Source organism: Crateriforma conspicua (genome assembly GCF_007752935.1).
GTDB classification, from domain to species: domain Bacteria; phylum Planctomycetota; class Planctomycetia; order Pirellulales; family Pirellulaceae; genus Crateriforma; species Crateriforma conspicua.
Genome location: NZ_CP036319.1, coordinates 1,571,094 through 1,593,159 on the forward strand (window position 1 = coordinate 1,571,094; position 22,066 = coordinate 1,593,159).

General features: G+C 56.6%; 15 protein-coding genes. 5 read left to right on the top strand and 10 right to left on the bottom strand.

Features of this window, described 5'->3' with window-relative positions; all coding sequences use genetic code 11:
- Nucleotides 1-113 precede the first annotated feature (113 nt).
- On the top strand, nucleotides 114-1,568 hold the full coding sequence (locus tag Mal65_RS05780; protein WP_145294726.1) for a serine hydrolase domain-containing protein: 1,455 nt from the start codon (nucleotides 114-116) through the stop codon (nucleotides 1,566-1,568).
- 317 nt (nucleotides 1,569-1,885) lie between these two features.
- Here Mal65_RS05780 and Mal65_RS05785 read toward each other — a convergent pair whose 3' ends face one another.
- The 3 genes from Mal65_RS05785 to Mal65_RS05795 all read right to left on the bottom strand — a co-directional run bounded on the left by Mal65_RS05785 (nucleotide 1,886) and on the right by Mal65_RS05795 (nucleotide 4,734).
- Nucleotides 1,886-2,362, bottom strand: a complete 477-nt coding sequence (locus Mal65_RS05785) for a transposase (protein ID WP_196784602.1) — start codon at nucleotides 2,360-2,362, stop codon at nucleotides 1,886-1,888.
- 492 nt (nucleotides 2,363-2,854) lie between these two features.
- Nucleotides 2,855-3,841: a zinc-dependent alcohol dehydrogenase family protein gene (locus tag Mal65_RS05790; protein WP_145294729.1), complete on the bottom strand. Its 987-nt coding sequence runs from the start codon at nucleotides 3,839-3,841 to the stop codon at nucleotides 2,855-2,857.
- Between the two features lie 47 nt (nucleotides 3,842-3,888).
- On the bottom strand, nucleotides 3,889-4,734 hold the full coding sequence (locus tag Mal65_RS05795) for an enoyl-CoA hydratase/isomerase family protein (RefSeq protein WP_145304715.1): 846 nt from the start codon (nucleotides 4,732-4,734) through the stop codon (nucleotides 3,889-3,891).
- A 168-nt stretch (nucleotides 4,735-4,902) separates the two neighbouring features.
- On the opposite strand from Mal65_RS05795, the gene Mal65_RS05800 reads away from it, so the two are divergent.
- Nucleotides 4,903-5,295 carry a winged helix-turn-helix transcriptional regulator gene (locus tag Mal65_RS05800; RefSeq protein WP_145294732.1) on the top strand — a complete coding sequence of 131 codons (393 nt, stop codon included), beginning with the start codon at nucleotides 4,903-4,905 and terminating at the stop codon, nucleotides 5,293-5,295.
- Nucleotides 5,296-5,346: 51 nt separating this feature from the next.
- Here the strand turns inward: Mal65_RS05800 and Mal65_RS05805 are convergent, their stop codons facing one another.
- The 5 genes from Mal65_RS05805 to Mal65_RS05825 form a co-directional block, all read right to left on the bottom strand.
- Complete coding sequence (locus tag Mal65_RS05805; protein WP_145294735.1) at nucleotides 5,347-7,188, bottom strand: arylsulfatase; 1,842 nt, start codon at nucleotides 7,186-7,188, stop codon at nucleotides 5,347-5,349.
- Between the two features lie 77 nt (nucleotides 7,189-7,265).
- The gene (locus Mal65_RS05810) at nucleotides 7,266-8,225 is read right to left on the bottom strand and encodes an ABC transporter permease (RefSeq protein WP_145294738.1); all 960 of its coding nucleotides are present in this window, start codon (nucleotides 8,223-8,225) and stop codon (nucleotides 7,266-7,268) included.
- Nucleotides 8,222-9,748 (bottom strand): sugar ABC transporter ATP-binding protein, encoded by a 1,527-nt coding sequence (locus Mal65_RS05815; RefSeq protein WP_145294741.1) that lies wholly within the window; start codon nucleotides 9,746-9,748, stop codon nucleotides 8,222-8,224. Before Mal65_RS05815 ends, Mal65_RS05810 begins: the two co-directional genes overlap by 4 nt.
- Nucleotides 9,748-10,716: a sugar ABC transporter substrate-binding protein gene (locus Mal65_RS05820; RefSeq protein WP_145294744.1), complete on the bottom strand. Its 969-nt coding sequence runs from the start codon at nucleotides 10,714-10,716 to the stop codon at nucleotides 9,748-9,750. The genes Mal65_RS05815 and Mal65_RS05820 overlap by 1 nt, the downstream gene beginning before the upstream one ends.
- 93 nt (nucleotides 10,717-10,809) lie before the next feature.
- Nucleotides 10,810-11,976 (bottom strand): alpha/beta hydrolase, encoded by a 1,167-nt coding sequence (locus Mal65_RS05825; protein ID WP_196784604.1) that lies wholly within the window; start codon nucleotides 11,974-11,976, stop codon nucleotides 10,810-10,812.
- Nucleotides 11,977-12,281: 305 nt separating this feature from the next.
- Between Mal65_RS05825 and Mal65_RS27375 the strand changes: the two genes are divergently transcribed.
- The gene (locus Mal65_RS27375) at nucleotides 12,282-13,628 is read left to right on the top strand and encodes a methyl-accepting chemotaxis protein (RefSeq protein ID WP_145294746.1); all 1,347 of its coding nucleotides are present in this window, start codon (nucleotides 12,282-12,284) and stop codon (nucleotides 13,626-13,628) included.
- A gap of 110 nt (nucleotides 13,629-13,738) precedes the next feature.
- Here the strand turns inward: Mal65_RS27375 and Mal65_RS05835 are convergent, their stop codons facing one another.
- Together Mal65_RS05835 and Mal65_RS05840 are read right to left on the bottom strand one after the other, a co-directional pair.
- A complete protein-coding gene (locus Mal65_RS05835) occupies nucleotides 13,739-15,004 on the bottom strand; it encodes a mechanosensitive ion channel family protein (RefSeq protein ID WP_145294749.1) in 1,266 nt (421 codons plus the stop codon).
- Between the two features lie 185 nt (nucleotides 15,005-15,189).
- The gene (locus tag Mal65_RS05840) at nucleotides 15,190-15,903 is read right to left on the bottom strand and encodes a FadR/GntR family transcriptional regulator (RefSeq protein ID WP_196784605.1); all 714 of its coding nucleotides are present in this window, start codon (nucleotides 15,901-15,903) and stop codon (nucleotides 15,190-15,192) included.
- A gap of 710 nt (nucleotides 15,904-16,613) precedes the next feature.
- Here Mal65_RS05840 and Mal65_RS05845 point away from each other — a divergent pair.
- Together Mal65_RS05845 and Mal65_RS05850 are read left to right on the top strand one after the other, a co-directional pair.
- Nucleotides 16,614-18,629 (top strand): glycoside hydrolase family 127 protein, encoded by a 2,016-nt coding sequence (locus Mal65_RS05845; RefSeq protein WP_145294755.1) that lies wholly within the window; start codon nucleotides 16,614-16,616, stop codon nucleotides 18,627-18,629.
- A gap of 169 nt (nucleotides 18,630-18,798) precedes the next feature.
- Nucleotides 18,799-22,056 (top strand): glycoside hydrolase family 2 TIM barrel-domain containing protein, encoded by a 3,258-nt coding sequence (locus tag Mal65_RS05850; protein ID WP_145294758.1) that lies wholly within the window; start codon nucleotides 18,799-18,801, stop codon nucleotides 22,054-22,056.
- Nucleotides 22,057-22,066: the final 10 nt, after the last annotated feature.

Genomic DNA, 22,066 nt, shown 5'->3' on the forward strand with positions numbered 1-22,066 from the left:
CTAGAATTGGCGGCCCAAACCCGACTGCGTCATTCTCCCAACACGAGGGATTCGTTCGCGGTCCGGGGCCAATCGTCATCGCCGCTGATTTCGCTTTTCAAGGCATCGTTCCGATGAACCGTCTCCTTCTTTTCGTCGTTCCATATGCGTCGCTCGTTCTGCTTTCGAATTCCGCTGTGGCCGCGGAACCACTGAAACCTGGAATCGTCGCACTGACAGATATTTCCACCTCGGAAACCGATGATTTGGGAATCGAGTCAGGCATTGCTTCGACCGAGCAAAGGAGTGCTTTGAAAACGCACCATAGTGCGGCGACATCGGATCAGGGACTGGATGTCAGGTACATCCAAACTCAGTCACGCGACGCCGAGCCTTTGATTGATTCGGACGCCAAAGTTCGGATCGATAAGGCCTTGCAATCGCTGGTGGATGCGGGAAGCATCGCAGGGGTTTCTGCGTTGATCTATGAGAATGGTGGGGAGGCCTACTTCAACACATTCGGCATGGCGGACACGCTTCACGATCGCCCGATGGCACGGGACACCATCGTTCAAATCTTCTCCATGACCAAACCGGTGACCGGTGTCGCCCTGATGCAACTGTATGAAGAAGGCCGATTTCAACTGGATGATCCGGTCGCCAAGTTCCTGCCCGATTTTGCCGACTTGAAAGTTGCCACGGGAACGGACGACAACGGTGATCTGATCCTTCAGTCCCCCAAGCGTCCGATGACGATTCGCGATCTGACCCGTCACACATCGGGGCTTGCCAACGGAAACGGATTGCCGATGGTCGGTCCGTTGCTGGAGAAGGCGGATCCGTTTCATCGTGACCACACGTTGGCAGACGTCGCTCAGAAGTTCAGTGAGATCCCGCTGTGGTTTCACCCCGGACAGAAATGGGCGTACGGTCCATCGGTCGACATCCAAGCACGCTTGGTCGAACAATTGTCGGGAATGGCGTTTGAAGATTACCTACGGCAACACATTCTTGATCCGTTGAAAATGGATCAGACACGCTATCGCGTCCCCAAGGCCGACCAACATCGCATGGCGGCGGTCTATCTACGTGACAATACGACGGGCAAATTGACCCGCCAAAGTGATGAAGAAGCGTTTTTGTTCAATACGCAGCCCTGGGCGTTGACGCCGGGCGGTTGGGGGCTGACGGCGACCATCGATGACTACATGCGATTCGCACGGATGCTGCAGAACGAGGGTGAACTGGCCGGCGTTCGAATCCTGAAGCCTGAAACCGTGCGTTTGATGGCAACGGATCAATTGCCCGACGACGTTGACGACAAGTCTTGGTTGCCGGGAAAGGGACAAGTGGGCTTTGGGATCGATTTCGCCGTTCGTGTTCGTCCACCGGCATCCGCGGAGGAGAATTTTGGCGTCGTGGGTGAATTCTTTTGGGACGGTGCGGCCAGCACTTTGTTTTGGGTGGATCCGGTCAACGATCTAACCGCCGTCCTATTCGTGCAACTACGTCCGTTTGACCAAGTGGGACTGCATAAAGCGTTTCGCGACGCGGTTTATGGTGCCAACGAACAAGCCGAACTTCACTAGGCACTGTTTATCAATTCAACACGAAGGCCAATGAAGACGGTAACCCGACGCGTCAGCGAGGGATTCTTGATAAATGAATAACTTCGGCCCCTCGCTGACGCTTCGGGTTACCAATTGATAAACAGTGCCTAAGCAGGTGGACCGCAGTATTGCGACAAATGGAAACACCACGCCTGAGTTTTGAAGTTGCGTTTTTACCCGAGGCATTGGTCTTTTGGTAACCCGACGCGTGAGCGAGGCGATGTCTACATCCTTTTTCCCTCGCTCACGCGTCGGGTTACCAGGAAAGTCGCAACTTCAAGACACGACGCGTCGGGTCATTTTTCGAGATGCTTGCTGTCTTGAGCATCATTGACGTATTCAATCACTCGCTCCAACTCCTCTTCGGTGAAAACCCAACGGATGCTTCCTCGTTCAGCCCACCAGTTTTCACGGCGATCATCCGTCCCCTGGCTCAAGCGTCTTGTGCACCACGCTTTTAAGTCCTGTCGCACCTTCTTTGGTGCCGTTTTGAATGCACCGACGACAACATGCAGATGGTTGGATCTGCAGTTCTTTGCATGCAGTGTCCACTTGCGGTATTCGCATGTTTCCGCGATCTGGGACTCGACCGATTTGCGCTGCGTTAAGCTGAGAATACAAGCTTGCTCCGTCATCCGTGCGCGAGCTTCAAGTTCCAACGGTCGGCAAGGCAGTTTCCATCCCAGTTGATACTCAACCCACCCTCGCTTGTCGCCCGGCAGCCAAGTGCCGTAGGTCGCGATCGTCAGGAAGAATGCAATCGGATCGTGCATCGCAGATCACAAATCGGAGAAGTTTGTTGAAACGAAAATGGTAGCCCAATGTTTCAGTTTTGAAGTTGCGCTTTTACCCGAGGCATTGGTTTTTTGGTAACCCGAAGCGTGGGCGAGGCGATGTCAGCGTCCTTTTTTTCTCGCTCACGCGTCGGGTTACCAGGAAACCACAACTTTAAAAGGCGTGGGCGAGGCGATGTCAGCGTCCTTTTTTCCTCGCTCACGCGTCGGGTTACCAGGAAACCACAACTTTAAAAGGCGTGAGCGAGGCGATGTCAGCATCCTTTTTTCCTCGCTCACGCGTCGGGTTACCAGGAAAGTCGCAACTTCAAAACTGACGCGTCGGGTTGACTGACCTAAAAGATCTGTCCGCCGACTTAGGTGGTCCATTGCCGCTTGCGTCTGGGCCGGATGGGTGACGGTCAAACGACGCGTGGCCCGGGTGATCCGAAGAGGTTGTTCCTGATCGTTGACCGAGTGAGCCGGGCCCAATCAGTTTTCGATCACGACCTTGCCCATGCCTTTGCCGCTTTCCAGTCGTGCATGAGCCGCGCCCGCGTCGTTCAGCGAGAACTTTTCTTCATCCAAGACGGGCGTCAGATCGCCTGCTTCGGCGATGCGTGTGACGTCGGCTAATATCTCTGCGTGATCCGACCGGCGATAGTTGTGAAGCATCGGGATCAGCATGAAGACCACGTGCAATGACAGGCCCTTGAAGTGGGCCGGGGTCAGGTCTAGCTCGATCATCGAAACCGTCGTAGCGATCTGACCGTTCAATCGCGCCGCTTCGAACGACTTGGTCAGGTTTGCACCGCCCACCGAATCAAACACGACGTCAAAGCCGTCACCCCCGGTGTGTTTTTCGACGTACTGTTGGACTGATTCGGATTTGTAATTGATCGCGGTTGCACCCAGCTTTTCGATCAGCGCCAGTTGTTTGTCACCGCCACCGGTGGAATACACGTCGGCGCCGAAATGCTTGGCCAACTGAATGGCGACGTGGCCCACACCGCCCGAACCGCCGTGGACCAACACCTTTTGATTCGGACCTGTACCTGCACGTTTCAGACCTTCGTACGCCGTGATCGCGACCAACGGCAATGCGGCGGCTTGTGCCATCGAAAGATTCTTCGCCTTCGGGGCAATCAGGTCAGCATCAGCGACGATGTATTCGGCCAAGGTTCCCGGCAAGTCTGCCAAGCCACCGGCACAACCGTAGACTTCGTCGCCGACCTGATACCCATCGACGTCATCGCCGACCGCTTCGACGGTTCCGGCAAAGTCCATGCCCAGGATCGCCGGTGTGTCGGGCGACAATGGCAAGTCCTTGCCCATTTTTCGGATCATCGTGTCGACCGTGTTGACACTGGACGCGGCGATCTTGACGAGCACATGTCTGGGTTTGACCGACGGCGTTTCCACGTCGGCGGATTCAAATACGGCGTCTTCACCATAGGATTGGATGATCATGGCTTTCATAGCTGGTTTCCTTATCAAGGGAAGTGGATGGTTGGTGGATCAATGGGTTACAGGATTTCTTGAACGGCCAAAACAATCTGGTTCCAATTGCGTTGGTTCTCCAGACTGTTTTGAACCCCAGTCTCATCTGCTTGCGCGAAACGGCGGATTGCCGGAGTTCGGCTGGTCGCCTGGTAAAGCTGATAGGCTTCTTCTTTCAACGCTTCCTGAATGGGCAGATCGATCGACGCATAGGCCGCTCGCTTGCACGCTTCGATCGACTCGGCGGGGAACCGAGCGATACGTTTGGCGAGGGCGTCGACATAGGGCCCGATGTCATCGGGGTCGAGTGCTTTGTTAATGGTGCCATAGGCTTCGGCTTGGTCGGCATCAAAGTCTTGGGCACTCAAGATGATCTCCAGTGCACGACCCAAACCGACTTGACGGGCCATTCGCGACGCACCACCACCGCACGGCAAAATCCCCATCGCCACTTCCATTTGCATGAACGTTGCTTTTCCCCGAGCGGCGAATCGCATGTCGCATGCCAACGCAAACTCATGGCCACCGCCGCGGGCGAACCCTTCGATCTTGGCGATGGTCGCCTGGGGAACTTCGCTGATTCGTTGCAAAACCTCTTGCAGGTACAGCAGTTTCACGTCCTGGCGATCCACGGCATCGATGGACATGTCTTTCAAGAAATGGGTGTCCGCATGGCAGACCCAGATTTCCGGATGCGCCGACTGGAATACAACGACTTTGATGCCGCGGTCTCGTTCAAGCAATTCGGCCAGCCGGTTCAAGTCGTCTAGCATCGGTATGCCTTGAACGTTGACCGGTGGGCTGTCGAACGTGACCGTTAGAACGGCCCCGTCTTGCGAAGTGTGGAAGGTCGAAAAGTTGTCGTAGCCCATCGTGATTCCCTGCGGTGACTGGTTCCGTGGATCAACGGTGACGTCGTTTCTGCGTTTGCGGGTCGAGCGATGAAACCGCAAAAACGCACTCGCTTTGTGAGTACGCATTGATAGTATGTGTAAGTCACCACAGAGCAAGAACGCACATTTACGGCCTGTAGGCACACAATGGATACTAATGGGAAATCGCGGCACTCCAGCTATGTGTTGCCGGCCTGTCCAGTTGAAGCAACGCTGGAATTGATCGGCGGCAAGTGGAAAGGGATCGTGCTTTTCTACTTGCTGGACGGTCGCCTGCGGTTCAGTGAACTGAAACGCAAAATCGGCTGCGTGACCCAACGCATGCTGACGAAACAGCTTCGCGAATTGGAAGACGTCGGCTTGATCAACCGCATCGTGTACGCGGAAGTCCCGCCGCGCGTGGAATATGAATTGACCGAGGAAGGAAAGTCACTGGAGCCAATCCTGTACGCCTTGAAGGCTTGGGGCGAAGCCCACGCATTGCCGCTGTTAAAGAATCGGGAATTGGCAATCGCCGAAGAAGATGGGGGCGGGCGATGACCGATGACACCGGATCGCCCGCCAAGATTGCCGCCGTGAAGACCGTCACTTCTAGGGTGTCCGACGATTGACGTAAACGTAATAGGCACCGCAGATGGGATCGCCTTGGGCGTCCAATAGAGTCGCCTGCAGTTCAAGCGGGCCCTCGTTCAACTGGACACTGGTTGTAAACGATTGGCCGTCGTCGTCGGGCATCAGTTTGGTTTCAGTGTCTGCGATTCGCAGACGCGCCGAATGGATCGGTAACGATTTGCCCGCCACATAAACGCCATCGGTGACCGGGGTTTCCGGCACAGCGGCTTGCAAGCGGAACTTGGATTCACGTGGCCAACGTCGCAATTCCAATTCATAGGTGCCCGCTTGGGCGACGTTCAGATGCCAGACGCCATCTTTCAGCACCGCATGACGGACCTGAATTTGCTGATCGACAAAAACGTCCAGCCATTCACAGGCGGTCAGCAACATCGGGTTTTCCTGGTCGCTGCCGATCACGACACGCTGCGGTGTGTTGACATCATCTTTCACGCCATCCCACCACTGATCCAGATGTGACCGCATCTTTGCAACCACTTTCGGGTGCTGGGCGGCGACGTTGTGATCTTGGTGGGGATCGTTGTCGATGTTGTAAAGCTGTCGGTTTTCCAGCAAACGCCACTGTTTCCACAGCACACCGGCACCATTCTTTTGCGGCACCGCCGGATTGCCTTTGGTGAATCCGACCTTGAACGTCGGCATTCGACTGTAGTTGATCACCAGCATGCGGTCGTCCAATGATTCACGCTGGCCGCGAATCAGCGGCGCCAAACTGATGCCGTCCAATTCGTCGGGAACGTTGGCGATACCGGCCAAGTCCGCCAGCGTGGGCAGCAGGTCTTGCACCTGACAAAGTTCGTCGACGTCCTTGGGGTTTGCGATCGGGCCAGCGGGCCAGCGGATGAAGCAAGGCACACGGTGGCCGCCTTCCCACAGTTGTGTTTTCTTGCCACGCATACCGGCATTGAAATAGTCCGGCCCCATCGTGCTGCCGTTGTCCGTCAGAAAAACAATGATCGTGTTTTCCAATAGTCCTTTTTCCGTCAGGAACCGGTCCAAACCGCCAACGTTGTCATCGATGTTGGCGCCCATCGCCAGAAAGCTGACCAGCGATTCAATCTTGGTTTCCGACAAATGGTCGACGACTTCAGGATGCTGTCCGATCGCGTCGCGAATCGGTTGGCGATACTGATCAGGAACGAACCAGGGCCAGTGAGCCGCGTTGGTCGCGATGTAGGCGAAGAACGGTTGATCGGCGTCTTGGCCGATCCACTTCTGGGCTTCATCAAAGAACACGTCGGTGCAGTAACCGTTGTAACGTTCACGCTTTCCATTGTGGATATAGACGTCATCGAAGTAATCATTGTCCCAGTAATCGGGGACACTGTTGATGTGTGACGACGGAAACCAAACGGCTTCATCAAACCCGCGGTCTTCGGGGCGGAACGGATAGTTGTCGCCCAGGTGCCACTTGCCAAAGATACCAGTCCGGTATCCGGCGTTGCCAAACACGTCGGCGATGGTTTTGGCATCGTGTCGCAGCAGGGTGCGTCCACTGCTGACGTTGATCGCCGCGTTGCGAAATGCGTCCAAGCCCGTCATCAATTGCCCACGAGTCGGCGTGCACATCGGGGCGACATGAAAGTCGGTCAAGCGAATGCTTTGTGATGCCAACTTGTCGATGTTGGTGGTTTGAACGATGGGGTTTCCATGGCACGAAAATTCACCATAACCCTGGTCGTCGGTCATGATGACGATCACGTTGGGTTTGGCTTCGTTCGCCGTGGCATGCAAAGGGGCGGCGGCGATCGGGTACGCCATCAACAGCACGGTTGCCAGGTGCGGAATGATTCGATTCATGGCGGGATGGGGGCTGGAAGGTGGGGGAACGGAAAGTCTGGCGAAAGGTTGGTGCAGAGGTCTGACCGGAGATCGGCTTATGGTCGGGTCGGGTCCCACCGCGAACGCAGGGCATCCAACAGGACAGCGATGACGATGACGGCACCGGTGATGATTTGTTTGTTGGCATCAGAGACGCCGATCTGTGCCAGCCCCGTTTGCAAAACAGCGATGATCAGCACCCCAATGAATGAACTGATCACGCTGCCGCGACCGCCCATTAAACTGGTGCCTCCGATGACGCATGCGGCGATGGCGGATAACTCGATACCGATCGCGGCGTTGGGGTCGGCCGACGACAGACGTGATGTTTGGGCGAGCGCCGCCATGCCGCACATCAGCCCGCTGATGACGAAGACGGTCATCGCATACGGTGCGGTGCGGATGCCCGACATTCGCACGGCTTCTTCATTGGTGCCGATCGCCACGCAATACCGACCGAAAACCGTTCGGGTCAGCAAGAATTGTCCCGCGGTGACGCAAGCCAGTGCGGCCAGGAATGCAGGCGACAGCAACAGGCCTGGCAACGGTTGTCCGATGGCTTCCACGGCTGATCCGATATATTTCGTTTGCGAATCGGTCACCACTTTGGTCGCCCCGCGAGCCATTTCCAACATCCCGAGCGTGACGATGAACGATGGGATCCGAAAACCAATCGCGATCGCGCCGTTGACCAGTCCACAAGCGGCGCCGGTGGCCAAGCACAGCACGGCGGCGGTTCCCAAAGACCAATCATGGTCAACCATCAGCGAACCCAAGACCGCCGATGAAAGTGCCAGCAAAGAACCGACCGACAAATCGATTCCGCCCACAATCAGCACCAGCGTCATGCCGACCGCAATGAAGGTCAGATCGGGGATCTGGTTGGCGATGGAAACCAACGTGGAATGCTGGAAAAAATTCTGGCTTTGAAAGCTGAACACCGCGACGATCACCGCCAAGACGGCCAACAGACCACCGTACTGGACCAGCACATTGCGAACGTGTTTCGGCATCATGCCCCGGCCTCCTGGTTTCGGTATCCGGAAAACGCGGCTTGCATGATTTGATCGTGCGACCAATCGTTACGTTCAAACGTCTCCATCAATCGTCCGGCCGACATGACGGCGATGCGATCACAAGTTTCCAAAAGTTCCTCCAGGTCACTGCTGACAATCACGACACCTTTGCCGTCTTTGGCCAGCGTATCGATCAGTCGATAGATTCTGCGTCGGGCGGCAACGTCGATTCCACGCGTGGGTTCATCAAACAGGAAGACATCGGCATCGCGGACCAACCATTTGGCGATCGCCACCTTTTGCTGATTGCCGCCGCTAAGCGTTCCCACGCTTTGGTCGATCGTGTGGCAACGAATATCCAACTGGTCACACTGTGTTTGTGTGGCGGATCGTTCGATTCGGCCGCGGACCATGCCAGTGGTTGCAAAGCGATGTCGAAGCGATGCCAAAGTCGTGTTGAATTGGATCGATTTGGACAGCAACAGACCGTTGTCCTTCCGATCTTCGGTGACCATCGCGATGCCAGCGGCGACCGCCTGACGCGGATGACGAAAGCGGTACGCAGTGGCATCATCACGCAAGTAGACGTTGCCCGACGTGGCGACATCGGCACCGAAGATCAACCGCAAAAGTTCCGTTCGACCTGAACCGACCAGCCCGGCGATCCCCAAACGTTCGCCACGGTTGACATTGAAGGAAACGCGATCGACGAGGCCGCCGGTCAATGCATCGACACGCAGCACCGTGTCGACTTGTCGTCGTGACGGATGCAAGGCGGAATCGTCCGAGCCGCCATCGCCGCTCATCAATTCCACCATGCGATCGGTCGAACATTCCGTCGCGTCGAAGGTGCCGATTTTTTGGCCGTCACGCAGCACGGTGATCCGGTCGGCAAGTTGCGCGACTTCGTCCAAACGGTGGCTGATATAAACGATGCCCACGCCTGCGTCACGCAGTTTGTTCAGCCATCGAAACAAGGTTGCCGATTCAGCGGCACTTAACGCAGCGGTCGGTTCGTCCAAGATCAAGATGCGACACTTGCGATCCAGCGCCGCGGCGATCTCCACCATTTGTTGTTTGCCGACCCCCAGCTTCGCGACCGGTGTGTCCACTGGAACATCGTTCAAGCCGACGCGATCCAGTGCCGCCCTGGAACGATCCTTCAACGGTCCACGCCGGATCACACCACCGATCGACGGCAGACGTGCCAGCATCAAGTTTTCGGCGACCGAAAGGGTCGCGATCAGGTTCAATTCTTGTTGGACGATTTCGACGCCGGCAATTTCCGCGTCGCGTTTGCTGTTGGGGGCGTAGTCGTTCGAATCCAGTTGCATGCTGCCGGCGGTGGGTTCCAACAGCCCTGCCATCATTCGCACCAGTGTGCTTTTGCCCGCGCCGTTGGCGCCCAGCAACGCATGGATTTCACCCCCGCGAATCGCGACATCACAGTCTTTTAGGACGGTCACGCGGCCGTAGCGTTTGCACAGCCCCCGGGCTGTGAACAAGTCCGGCGAAGACGTCATCACGGCGTCAGTGTTTGTTGGTGGATCAAATCCACGGGCGTTTCGACGTCTTCCGGTTTGGTGTCGGGATCACGCAGCATTTTCAGCGCGGCTTCGATCCCAAAGACGGCCAGTTGGTCACCATGCTGGTCCGCGGTGGCCAAAATCTTTCCATCGATGATCGCTTGTTGCACGGCACTGATGTTGTCAAAACCGACGATCATCACGTCATCGGATCGCCCCGCACTGCGGACCGCGGCGACGGCCCCCAACGCCATGCTGTCGTTGGCGGCCAAGATGGCTTTGGCATTCGGATGTTCGCTTAGCATGGACGAAGCGATCGTGTTGGCCTTGCTCATTTCCCATTCGGCCGATTGGCTGTCCACGATCTCGACACCCGCTTCGGCCATCGCCTGCTGAAAACCTTCGCGACGTTGTTGGGCGTTGAAGGAGGTTCGGATGCCTTCCAACACCAGCACTTGATCGCCACCATTTAACTGGTTCGCCAAGTACTGGCCGACCTTCTTTGCGCCGGCGCGGTTATCGGGGCCGACAAAGGGGATCGTGATGCCTTCGGTCTTCAACACGTCCGCGTCCAAGCGATTGTCGATGTTGACGACCACCACACCGGCCTGTTGGGCACGTCGCAGTGCGGGGACCAGTGCTTTGGAATCCGCCGGGGCGATCACGATCGCGTCGACGTTGCTGCTGACCATTTCTTCGACCAAGGCGACTTGGCGGCTAAGGTCACGTTCGTCTTTGATTCCGTTAACAATCAACGCGTAGTCGTCGGCGTTTTCTTCTTGATGCGCCTGTGCGCCGTCGGCCATCGTGGAAAAGAACTCGTTGGCCAACGATTTCATGATCAAAGCGACGCGCGGCTTGCCGTTATCGCCGGTGCCGTCAGCGTCTGTTGATGTCGTGGTGCTACTCGGTCGGCATCCCGCCAATGCGACCACCAAAACCACCAGCCCGAACTTGCGTTTCATCGTTGCGAATCCCGATAGACAGCCTGCCAAACATTTCGGTCTGACAGAATACAGCAACCACGTTGCAGACGCAGCAAACCACCCGACCGGATGTCAACGGTCTTTCGACGGGGAGTCCACATCGACGGCATCCGAATCGGCAGGCGTGTCGTCGGCGTGTTGAGTTTTCAACAACGTGTCACGCAAGAACTGCATTTGCATTTCTTGGATTTTGGGTTCGCCGAAGCCGGCACCGCCATGTCCGGCGCCTGCAATGATGTGCAACTTTGATTTGACGCCGGCCTTTTTCAACGCCGCGTGCAAAGCTTCACTTTGGTTGGCCGGGACCACGCGATCGGCCGAACCGTGGATGATCAAGAAAGGCGGATCTTTGGGATCGATGTAAGTGATGGGATTCACACGGCGGATGCCTTCGGGATTTTCGGTCACGATCCCACCACCCAGCAGACGCGACTCCGGCGATTGATCGCGGTTGTGGCTTTCATATCCCGGGGTGGTCACGAAGATCTGAAAGTCGGTGGGGCCGTACAGATCGATGACCGCTTGGACGTCGCTGCGCTGGTCGTTCCAACCGCCGTCGCCTTCCAAATTGTCGGCTCCGCGGGATGTCCCCAGCAATGCAACCAAGTGGCCACCGGCGGAACTGCCCGCGACGGCGATTCGACTTGGATCCAGGTTGTACTTGTCCGCATGGGCACGCAAGAAACGGATCGCGCACTTACAGTCATGGATTTGCGCCGGAAAAGCAGCCTCGCCGGTCAGACGGTATTCGATCGTCGCGCCGGCAAAGCCTTCTTTGACCCAGCGGGAAAGACGCCCCACGCCACCTTCTTTGTTTCCCCCCATCCATCCACCGCCGTGGATCCAGACGATCAGCGGCGTCGGCGCATCGGCCGGCGGGTCAGGCAGCACCAAGTGAAGCTTCAAGTCGCGACCGCCCCCCTGGCCAAAGACCACGTCTTTCACCAAACGCGTGCCGGGAATTTGGCGACGCCCACGTGCCGAAGCGCCCGAGTGACTGTCGGCAAAGTCCGCCTTGTCGATCTTGTCGTCACCGTTCGTGTCCAGTCGCCGAAACAACGCTTTGGGGCCACTGAATTCCGTGGCGGTCACCGCCCCATCGGAATCCGAGTCGTCGCGATCGAGTACCGCCGACAACGAAATCCGTGGGCGGTCACTTTGGGCTTGGGCGGAGGACAACGCGGCCAGGCCGGTCAAGCAAAGGCACGCCAGGATCCGCGGCATTTGTCGGGGCAACATGGGATAGGTCCTATGGAACAACATGAATGAAACCGGGCGGCCACCAGGAAATGAGTCTACCGGACCTCGACCGCTTCCGCCGGGGAGGCGGATTCTACCACACGCTCAAAGCGAGCGTTTTCGTGCTCTGCGATGGCTCGGTTTTCAACTTGCCACGGGTGTCTTTTTTGAAAAGTCAAGCTTCGCCGTCAAAACGATTTGACCGCGACGATTTGTCGACCAAGGGTCCCAGCAGTGACAGTGCAGGCAAGCATCGGGGGACGCGGATTTGCGTCGGCCGGGTGCGTTAGACACAAGGGTGAAAGATGAAATTGTTGAACTGGTCCAACAACGCAAGCGAAAACGTATCGCAGGCAGACATGTTGGATTCCGCCACCGCGACGTTGGACATCGACGCGGATCAGTTTGTTGATCTGTCTCAGATCATGAATTCGTTGCACCGTTCGCAAGCGGTGATCGAATTTGAACCGGACGGAACCATCCTGAAGGCCAACAAAAACTTCCTAGACACGGTGGGATACACCTTGTCGGAAATCCAGGGCAAGCATCACCGGATGTTCGTCGACAGCGAATACGCCGGATCCGATGAATACCGTCAGTTCTGGGAAAAGCTTCGCGCCGGAAACTTCCACAGCGATCTGTTCCAGCGTTACGGTCGCGGCGGCCGCGAGATCTGGATTCAAGCGACATACAATCCGGTGATGGACGACTCCGGACAGGTCATCAAGATCATCAAATTGGCGACCGACGTTACCAAGGCGCGGATGATCCAGGCCGACATCCAGAACCGTTCACAGGCAATGATTGAATTCAAGCCGGACGGTACGATCCTGCACGCCAATTCGCTGTTCTTGCAAACCACCGGATACTCGCTGGAAGAAATCCGCGGCAAGCACCATCGCATGTTCATGCCGGCCGAAGATGCCGCGACCGCGGAGTACGCACGTTTTTGGGAACGTCTGGCTCGTGGTGAATTCCAGCAAGGCGAATTCCGACGTGTGAACAAACACGGTCAAGAGATTTGGCTCAGCGGTGCCTACAATCCCGTCTTTGATAACGACGGCAACGTGACCCGCGTGGTGAAGAACGTCAGCGACATTACCGATCAAGTTCATTCCAAGAATCAATCGGAATCGTTGGGTAACTCCATCGCCAGCAGCGTTTCGGAGATGTCACAGGCGATCGCCGAGATCAGCGAGCGAATCACTCGCACCGCCGGGTTGGCCAAAGACGCCGATGTAAACACCAAGAACGCGACCGATTTGGTCAAGGACTTGAATTGCAGCAGCGAAACGATCGGCGAAATCATCGACACGATCCAGGATCTGGCCGACCAAACGAATCTGTTGGCCCTGAACGCGACCATCGAAGCCGCACGAGCGGGGGAATCAGGACGCGGTTTCGCCGTGGTTGCCAGCGAGGTCAAGGAACTGGCCAATCAAACCGGCAAGGCGACGTCGGAGATTCGCAAGAACGTCGAAACAATCCAGTTCAGCATCGGACAAGTGGTTTCGGCCATCGAATGTATCGCCAACAGTGTCGGCGAAGTCAGCGACAACACGACCGGCGTTGCGGCATCGGTCGAAGAGCAAAACGTGGTGATTTCGCAGCTCAGTTCGGCCGCCGACGAATTGGTCGGCTGCAACAGCTAGGCCCGTCCGGCCAACAGAATTTGAACGCTGAACCATTGCAGGGGAAGCGGCAGTAGGTGATCGCACCGGGTCCCTGCTGCCGCATCTTTTTTGCGCGAAAGAATGGTGTATCAGGTGCTTGCACCGGAGGCCGCCGCGTTCGACCCCGACATGCCGACCAGGGAAGCGGCGATGCGATCGTCTTTGAAGGTCAGCGTGCGATAGGGGAATGGAATCTCGATATCCGATTCGTCCAGGGCCCGTTTGATTGCTGCGACGACTTGGTCACGACTGCGGCGAATGTCGATCGGCTTGGCACCGGTCCACCACGCGACTTCGAAATTGATGCTGGAGTTGGCAAACTCATTGGCGAACACTTCGACCGTGCGAATGCCTCGCACTGTGTCGCACGATTGAACGGCCTCGCGGATCACCTCCCGTGCCTGGTCGACATCTTCGCCATAGGCAACGCCACAGATGATTCGAACGCGTCGCTGTGGTTGGCTGGTCAACACATCCACTTTGTTTTTGAACAAATGGCCGTTGGGAATGACCGCCAATTCGCCATCCAGTTTCCGAATCATCGTGTTGCGAACGGTGATCTGTTCCACTTTTCCGGTGGTGCCTTCGCACGTGATGTAATCGCCGCGGTCGAACGGATAACGCCACAGGATCAGGATTCCGGCGAAAAAGTTTTCAAAGATGTCTTTGAAGGCAAACCCGATCGCCACGGTCCCCAGCCCCAGTGTCGTCAGGGCTCGCGTTGGCGTCATGCCGGGAAAGGCAATGATCGTGGCCACCAAGAGCCCGATGATCCAGATCCCGATCGATGACAACTGATAGATCAAGTCTTTCAAGCTGGAACGTATGCCACGCGATTCCAGAATGCGTTGTTCGATGGCTTGGCATAGCTTGGATGCCGCGGCGGTCAGCAATAGAACGATCACTGCGGCCAGCAATAACGGAGACCGGCTGAGCGTTTCCTTGCGCAGCGAATCCAGACTAGCGTTGATCACCTGGCCACTGGATTTCCAACTGAATTCTTCGCGGACGTCCAATTGGTTGATGACCGCCACGACGTCTTCGGTGCGACGCGCGATGTCGCCGGCCCAATCACGATGCCGATCATTGTCAGCGATCCCGGCGATGGTGATCACGCCGTTGCGTGATTCAACGTCCAGATCATCGAACCAGCCGGATGCCTGGAACACGGCCCGCAAACGTTTCTCGATCGCACGGTCATCGGTGACCTCGTTGACCGCGACCGCAGAAACCGTGGGCGATGCGTCCGTGTTGGTAGGTTCGTCGACCGGTGGATCTTGAACCTGCCCCAGGACGATGCCCAGCGTGGCGAAGCTGCCGAATTGAAGAGTAAATACCAGGAACAAACGGAACATCGGGCTTTCGCGGCGCAGCGGTCGGGATCGAGAACGCTGTCACTGATGCACGTCTCGTGCCGCGGCCTGAACAACAAAGCGATCATCGCCATACCGCGATCCATTGGTTGCCATGGCGACGGATTGGTCGTTTATCCGTCAATGGAATGTCGATGGAAACGCGACGGAGTGATAGGCGACGGCGATCAGGCGGATGGCGTGCCGTTGGTGGCGTCGCTGGCGCTTTCAATCCGTCGTTTGGCGTCTGCCAACAAGCAGTGCATTGCCTCGCGGGCCGCGTCGGCATCACGTCGACAGATGGCATCCATCACGTCACGGTGCAGCGGCACTGATGCGGGGTTGTCGGCCGGTTGTCGGTTGGTGACTTTCAAACTGGTCGCCAATGAAATCGCGATCGCGCCGGCGACGGGCGAGAAAAAGGGGTTGCCCGTGGCGTGCAAGATCTCGGTGTGAAACCTCAAATCGGCTTCCTTGAAAGCTTCGACGCTGTCGGTGTTCGCGGCCATCTTTTCAAGGGCCGCGCGTATCCGATCCAGCTGATCTTCGCTGGCACGTTTGGCGGCCAGGGCAGCGGCGGCGGGTTCGACGGTCAGCCGAAACTCCGTTAGGAAACGCAGGTGCTGGCCGTCACCGTCGGCGCTGGCGTGCCAGGCCAGGACTTCGGAATCAAGGTAATTCCAGTCAGCGGAGGGACGGACAATCGTTCCACGTTTGGGGCGTGATTCTACCAAGCCTTTGGCCGCCAGCGATTTGATCGCTTCGCGGACGACGGTTCGGCTGACGCCCAATTGTTCGCACAAAGTGGGCTCTTGCGGCAAAGCTTCGCCCGGTTTGACCTGCCCGGCCAGAATTTTGAATCCCAAATCGTGGACGACTTGCCCGCAGAGATTTCGTCGCATTCGGGGAATTTCCATGCCGCAGCCTGTTGACAGGGGGTGCTTGCTGTTATTGTAATACAAATAGGTTCAGCGGTATCGATCACCGCCGTACACGCTAGTTGTGGGCGATTCGCCTGCGCAAAGTCGTCGTCGACAACCGGTGGTCTCGCAAAACGGAATGGTCCGACCTGCCCCGTCGATCGCTTTGCCAAATGTGTCGCAGTGCCCTCGCGTCAGTATCGCCGGAATCGCATCGGTCAACGGCACAGGTATGCCGTCAGAACCGGACGAAATTGTCGGCGGTCTTTGGGGCAAAGGCTTCCGCGAAAAAGGCAAGGTATCGACGAACGATGTCCTGTTTCCACGATTGCTGGTGCTTTTGGCAAGTGTTGTTCACGGCACTTTCCCGCATCGCCACGAAGTGCGTCAAGCCAAGGTCGCGAGAAGCCGGGCGGTTGATCCATCGTACCGTAGCGATGCTTCCGATTCTTTGGTTTGGGCCGCGAATTGTGGTTTCCAATCCGGATGGCGTTTTGTCACAGGCATCGCTGGTCGGGGCAGGACGAGGTGCCTGCATTCAATCCCTATGGGACATTGACACGCCCCGTGATCACCGACGGTAACCGTCGCAGCGGCAAGCCGCCGACGAACGGAATCTTTGCGAGACTGGCCGGAGCGTTCGGCCGATCGAACACCATCCCACCGCTTTATCCCACCTGCGGAGACCAACCGTGCGATTTTCCACTTTGATCGTTTTGCTGATCCTCGGTGCGTCGATCGTCCAAGCCGATCAGGCAGGCGTCATCGACAACTCCGACAGCCCCCACGTCAAGTTTCGCAGCATCGGCATTGGGGATTGTCGATGGACCGATGGGTTTTGGGCAGAGAAGTTCCAGTTGTGCCAGCAGGTCATGGTGCCTCACATGGGCAGTTTGTTGAAAGGCGATGTCGGTCACGCCTACAACAATTTCAAAATTGCCGCGGGGCTGAAGGAAGGCCAGCATCAAGGCATGCACTGGCATGACGGCGACTTTTACAAATGGATGGAGTCGGCCGTTTACGTGTACGCCATCAACCGTGACGAAAAGATCTTGGTCGAACTGGACGAGATCATCGATGTCATCGGGAAAGCTCAGTTGGATAACGGCTATCTGTCGACGCAGATCCAACTTGGTGCACCGGAGCCTTGGACGGCACGCAATTACCACGAGCTATACAACAGCGGGCACTTGCTGACCAGCGCATGTATCCACCATCGCGTGACCGGGAAGCGAAACTTTCTGGACATCGCGATCAAGCACGCCGATCATCTGCACGAAACGTTCCAGCCACAGCCTGAACGGCTGGCACGATTCGGTTTCAATCAAACACAGATCATGGGGCTGGTGGAACTTTATCGCACCACCGGTGACAAGCGATATCTGCGTTTGGCGGAGATCTTCATCAACATGCGGGGGCGGTCACGCGTCGAACCCGGTCCATCGGTCCGGCATTCGACGATCGGTGATATGGTGCAGGAACGCAAACCGTTGCGGAAGGAAACCGAAGCGGTCGGCCACGCCGTTTTGGCCTTGTATTTCTATGCCGGTGCCGCGGACGTCTATGCTGAAACCGGCGAACAGGCGCTGGTCGAAGCTTTGGATCGGCTGTGGGAAAACGTGGTCCACAAAAAGATGTACATCACCGGTGCCTGTGGCCAAACCCACCACGGCGCATCGAGCCGGGGAGACGCGGTCCACGAGGCATTCGCCGGCGAATACGTGATGCCTAACCTGACGGCGTACAACGAAACCTGTGCAAACCTATGCAATGCGATGTTCAGCCATCGGATGTTGGGGATCCATGGCGAATCCAAGTATGCGGACATTATGGAACTGGTGATGCTGAACAGTGGTTTGTCGGGCATCAGTGCCGATGGTCGGCAATACTTTTATTCCAATCCGTTGCGTTCGATTCATGGTGCCCGCGACTATTCCGCATTGAACACCGAAACGCCGGATCGCCAGCCCTATCTGAAATGTTTTTGTTGCCCACCGAATCTGGTTCGAACGATCGCCAAGCTTTCATCTTGGGCCTACAGCTTGCCGGAAAACGGTGTTGCCGTGAATCTGTATGGGGCGAACGAACTGGCGACACGCCTGTGTGATGGTTCGACGCTTCGTTTGCGACAGGAAACCGATTATCCATGGGACGGGGCGATCAAGATCACCGTCCAGCAGTGCAAGTCAGACGCCTTTGATGTTCACTTGCGTATCCCGCACTGGGCCGACGCGGCCCAGTTGCAAATCAACGGAACCGCGGCGGACGTGGTTCCGGTGGCGGGACAGTTCGCGGTTCTGACCCGAGAGTGGAAACCGGGCGATGTCATCGAGTTGGACTTGCCGATGCAGGCTCGGTTGATGGTCGGGCACCCGCGGATCGAAGAGGTTCGCAATCAAGCCGCCGTCCAGCGAGGCCCCGTGGTCTACTGCATCGAATCTCCCGACCTTCCCAAAGACACCAGCATTTTGGACGTGAACGTTCCCTCCGATATCGATTGGGAACTGGAGCCCGGGATCAGCGAACTGGGCAACGTAACGGCGCTGCGTGGCACGGTTCTGTTGCGGGCGGAAGACAATCGTTCGATGTATCGCGCTTTGGATGAACCGCAGTGGCAGGAACACGAAGCCCGCTTCGTCCCCTATCACGCTTGGTCTAACCGTGGGTTAAGCGAGATGACGGTGTGGATGCCGATTGTTTGGCGTTAATCCGTGTTCCACCAGCGTGCCGCCTGGTGGGCAGACCAATTATCATGCCGCTGTAAGACGGCATCCCGCAAACTTCGTGGGCATGGACCCATTTGATGGTCATGCAAACGACGTTTGGCATGGTGTCCCTGCGCAACCGTTTCATTGATCCGTGATCGGAAAACTTCGCATGCTTCGCTTTGTCGCCAGCCTTGGCCTGGCCATCGTCTCCGTGTCGCTTCATGCGTCGCAGCCCGATTGGGAAAACGAAACCGTCTTTGAGCGTGGCAAGTTGCAGGCGCGTGTGGCCAGTTACTCCTACGCTTCGGCTGATGACGCATTATCACAGGATCGTGATTCTTCCAGGATGGTTTCGCTTAACGGGACTTGGAAGTTCCGCTACGTCGACAGTACCGATCAGCGTCCTTTGGACTTTTATGCCAAGGATTTTCAGGGGAAGGATTGGGCGACCATTCCGGTGCCGGCCAACTGGGAACTGCAAGGTTTCGGACAGCCGATTTACACCAACATCACCTATCCGTTCACGCCGGGGATTCTGAATCCCGATCTGAAGTTTGATTGGAAGGGGCCGATGCCACCGCTGCCGCCACGGATCTATCGCGACAATCCGGTCGGCAGCTATTTTCGCGATTTCGAAGTCCCCAGCGAATGGGACGGCCACAGTGTGGTGTTGCACTTTGGTGGCGTTTCGTCGGCGTTCTACGTTTGGGTCAATGGTCACAGGGTGGGCTACAGCCAGGGCAGTCGCCTGGCCGCTGAGTTTGATATCACCGAATATCTAACGCCCGGTCGAAATCGGTTAGCGGTCCAAGTGTTTCGGTGGAGCGACGGCAGCTATCTGGAAGACCAGGACATGTGGCGGCTTAGCGGGATTCATCGCGACGTCATGCTGTTGGCACAACCGGCGGTGTCGCTTAGCGATATCGACGCCCGGGCGATCTTGGATGATCAATACCAAGACGGCACCCTAAAGATTCGTCCGAGCATCTGGTTGAAGGACCCGGATGCCGATTTTGACGGCTGGAAATTGCGGGCGACGTTGTATGACGCACAGACTAAGAGTGTCGTTGCTGATGGAATGGAGATTTCCGTCGCTGTAACCGTCAATGAGCGTTGGACGCCACGCGACGTCAACGAATTCGGATTGCTGTCGACCGAAATCCCCAACGTGAAGAAGTGGACTGCTGAGACGCCACATCTGTACCAACTGTTGCTGGAGGTCGTTGGACCCAGCGGCGATGTCGCCGAAGTGCGGACGCAAAAGGTTGGCTTCCGTACGATCGAGTTTGACGAGCAAAATCAGTTATTGGTCAACGGCCAAGTGGTCAAAATCATGGGCGTCAACCGTCATGACCACAATCCACGATTCGGAAAGGCGTTGCGTCGCGAGGATTATTTGCGCGACGTGATGCTGATGAAGCAGTTCAACTTCAACGCGGTGCGAACGTCACACTATCCCAATGATCCATATTTCTACGATCTGTGTGACCAGCATGGCATCTATGTCATGGATGAAGCCAATATTGAATGTCACCATTTGGGAAGCTACATCCCCCAGCAAACGTCTTGGGCGATGCCGATCCTTAGCCGAATCAGCCGAATGGTTCAGCGGGATAAGAACCATCCTTGTGTGATCAGTTGGTCGATGGGGAATGAATCAGGGTGTGGACCGGCGTTCGCCGCGGCCGCGGGGTGGATCAAAGACTTTGATCCGTCGCGGTTCATTCATTACGAAGGGGCGCAGGGTGATCCGACCGATCCCGATCACCAGCCGGGGGCCGGATACAAGTCGCAAACCTTTCCCAGTATGTCCAATCCCAATGATCCGCCGTACGTGGATGTGATCAGCCGCATGTACCCGCAGTACGAACAGGTCGGGAACATGGCGGACGACCCACGGTTGGATCGACCGATTATCTACTGCGAATACTTGCACGCGATGGGCAATTCGGTCGGGACTCTGGGCGATTATTGGGATGTGATCCGGTCCAAGCCGAATCTGATCGGCGGGTACATTTGGGACATGATCGATCAAGGACTTGAAAGGACTGACGCGGAAACGGGCCAGTCGTATTTCGCTTACGGCGGTGACTATGGCGATGTCCCGAACGATGGGAATTTTTGCTTGAACGGTGTCTTTGCATCGGACCGCACGCCAAAGCCGCATGCCTACGAGTGCAAGTATGTGTTCCAGCCGGTTGCATTCGATCTGGTTGACAAGGTTTCCGGGAAATTTCGTCTGGTCAATCGATTGGCATTCACCAATCTGAAGCGGTACGAATTTCGGTGGCAGATCCAACGCGATGGCGTGGTGATTTCATCGGGCCGCCTGGACACCTTGGACGTTGCACCGGGGGCCGACCAAGTGGTGCATGTGAATCTGGAACGGAATCAATGGGACCCATCGTCGGAGTACTGGTTTCGATTCAGTGCACATGAAACGTCCGCCCGTGCGTGGTGTGATCCCGGTTTCGAAGTCGCATACGAACAGTTCTTGTTGCAAGACGCTACGCCAAAGACTGATCAGTTGAACGCAAACAACGGGACGCTGGATACGATCGAACTGCAGGATCGGATTCAGGTCTTCGGCGACCGGTTGCGTGCGGCTGTGTCGAAGAAGACAGGGTTTTTGACGGCGTTGATCATCGACGGAAATGAGATTCTGCGTCAGCCATTGCGACCCAATTTTCGCCGTGCTCTGACGGACAACGATCGACGTTTTCGTCGGCTGGAACAGAACAGTCGCGTTTGGTGGCAATTGGATGAAAAGCTGCGATTGGAATCGTGCCGGCTTGCCGAGCCCGATGACGGTTCTGATGAAGACGCTGATGCCGGCGGCGTGGCCGTCGAAGTCACCTATGGCACCGATCATCCGATCGAGCTGACGATGGTCTATCGCTTTCATCCTGGCGGACGCGTCCGGGTTGAAATGGATTTGGATGCGGATCCGAGTTTGCCGGAACTGATTCGATTCGGCGCTACGATGGGAATCCCGCCGGAGTATCAACAGACGGAATACTTTGGCCAAGGTCCTTGGGAAGCCTACCCCGACCGTCAGCGGAGCGCGAAAGTTGGACGCTATCAGTTGCCGACCGATGAAATGTCCTATCGCTATACCATGCCGCAGGAATCTGGAAACCGTATGGGAGTTCGCTGGGTTGAATTTGGTGCCGACGAAAAGGCACCGGTGCTGCGAATGGACGCCGACCAGACCGTCAATTTCAGTGTGTCAGCCTTTGCCCGCGACGATGTTGATGCTGCCAAGCACACGTATGAATTGAAGCCGCAAGGCTTTTACACGCTGAACATCGATCATTCCCAAACCGGTTTGGGGGGCATGCGGGCACGCCCCTTGACCCACCAAACGATGCCATCAGGCAATTACCAACTTCGCTTTCAGATTACGTCTCCTCCCAACCAGGAATAGACAGGTTCGC

Coding starts and splice junctions, on each gene's coding strand:
- Mal65_RS05790 (WP_145294729.1), bottom strand. CDS start 3,841: ATGAAAGCCATGATCATCCAATCCTATGGTGAAGACGCCGTATTTGAA.
- Mal65_RS05795 (WP_145304715.1), bottom strand. CDS start 4,734: ATGGGCTACGACAACTTTTCGACCTTCCACACTTCGCAAGACGGGGCC.
- Mal65_RS05785 (WP_196784602.1), bottom strand. CDS start 2,362: ATGCACGATCCGATTGCATTCTTCCTGACGATCGCGACCTACGGCACT.
- Mal65_RS05805 (WP_145294735.1), bottom strand. CDS start 7,188: ATGAATCGAATCATTCCGCACCTGGCAACCGTGCTGTTGATGGCGTAC.
- Mal65_RS05815 (WP_145294741.1), bottom strand. CDS start 9,748: ATGACGTCTTCGCCGGACTTGTTCACAGCCCGGGGGCTGTGCAAACGC.
- Mal65_RS05850 (WP_145294758.1), top strand. CDS start 18,799: ATGCTTCGCTTTGTCGCCAGCCTTGGCCTGGCCATCGTCTCCGTGTCG.
- Mal65_RS05820 (WP_145294744.1), bottom strand. CDS start 10,716: ATGAAACGCAAGTTCGGGCTGGTGGTTTTGGTGGTCGCATTGGCGGGA.
- Mal65_RS05800 (WP_145294732.1), top strand. CDS start 4,903: ATGGATACTAATGGGAAATCGCGGCACTCCAGCTATGTGTTGCCGGCC.
- Mal65_RS05825 (WP_196784604.1), bottom strand. CDS start 11,976: ATGTTGCCCCGACAAATGCCGCGGATCCTGGCGTGCCTTTGCTTGACC.
- Mal65_RS27375 (WP_145294746.1), top strand. CDS start 12,282: ATGAAATTGTTGAACTGGTCCAACAACGCAAGCGAAAACGTATCGCAG.
- Mal65_RS05780 (WP_145294726.1), top strand. CDS start 114: ATGAACCGTCTCCTTCTTTTCGTCGTTCCATATGCGTCGCTCGTTCTG.
- Mal65_RS05835 (WP_145294749.1), bottom strand. CDS start 15,004: ATGTTCCGTTTGTTCCTGGTATTTACTCTTCAATTCGGCAGCTTCGCC.
- Mal65_RS05810 (WP_145294738.1), bottom strand. CDS start 8,225: ATGATGCCGAAACACGTTCGCAATGTGCTGGTCCAGTACGGTGGTCTG.
- Mal65_RS05840 (WP_196784605.1), bottom strand. CDS start 15,903: ATGCGACGAAATCTCTGCGGGCAAGTCGTCCACGATTTGGGATTCAAA.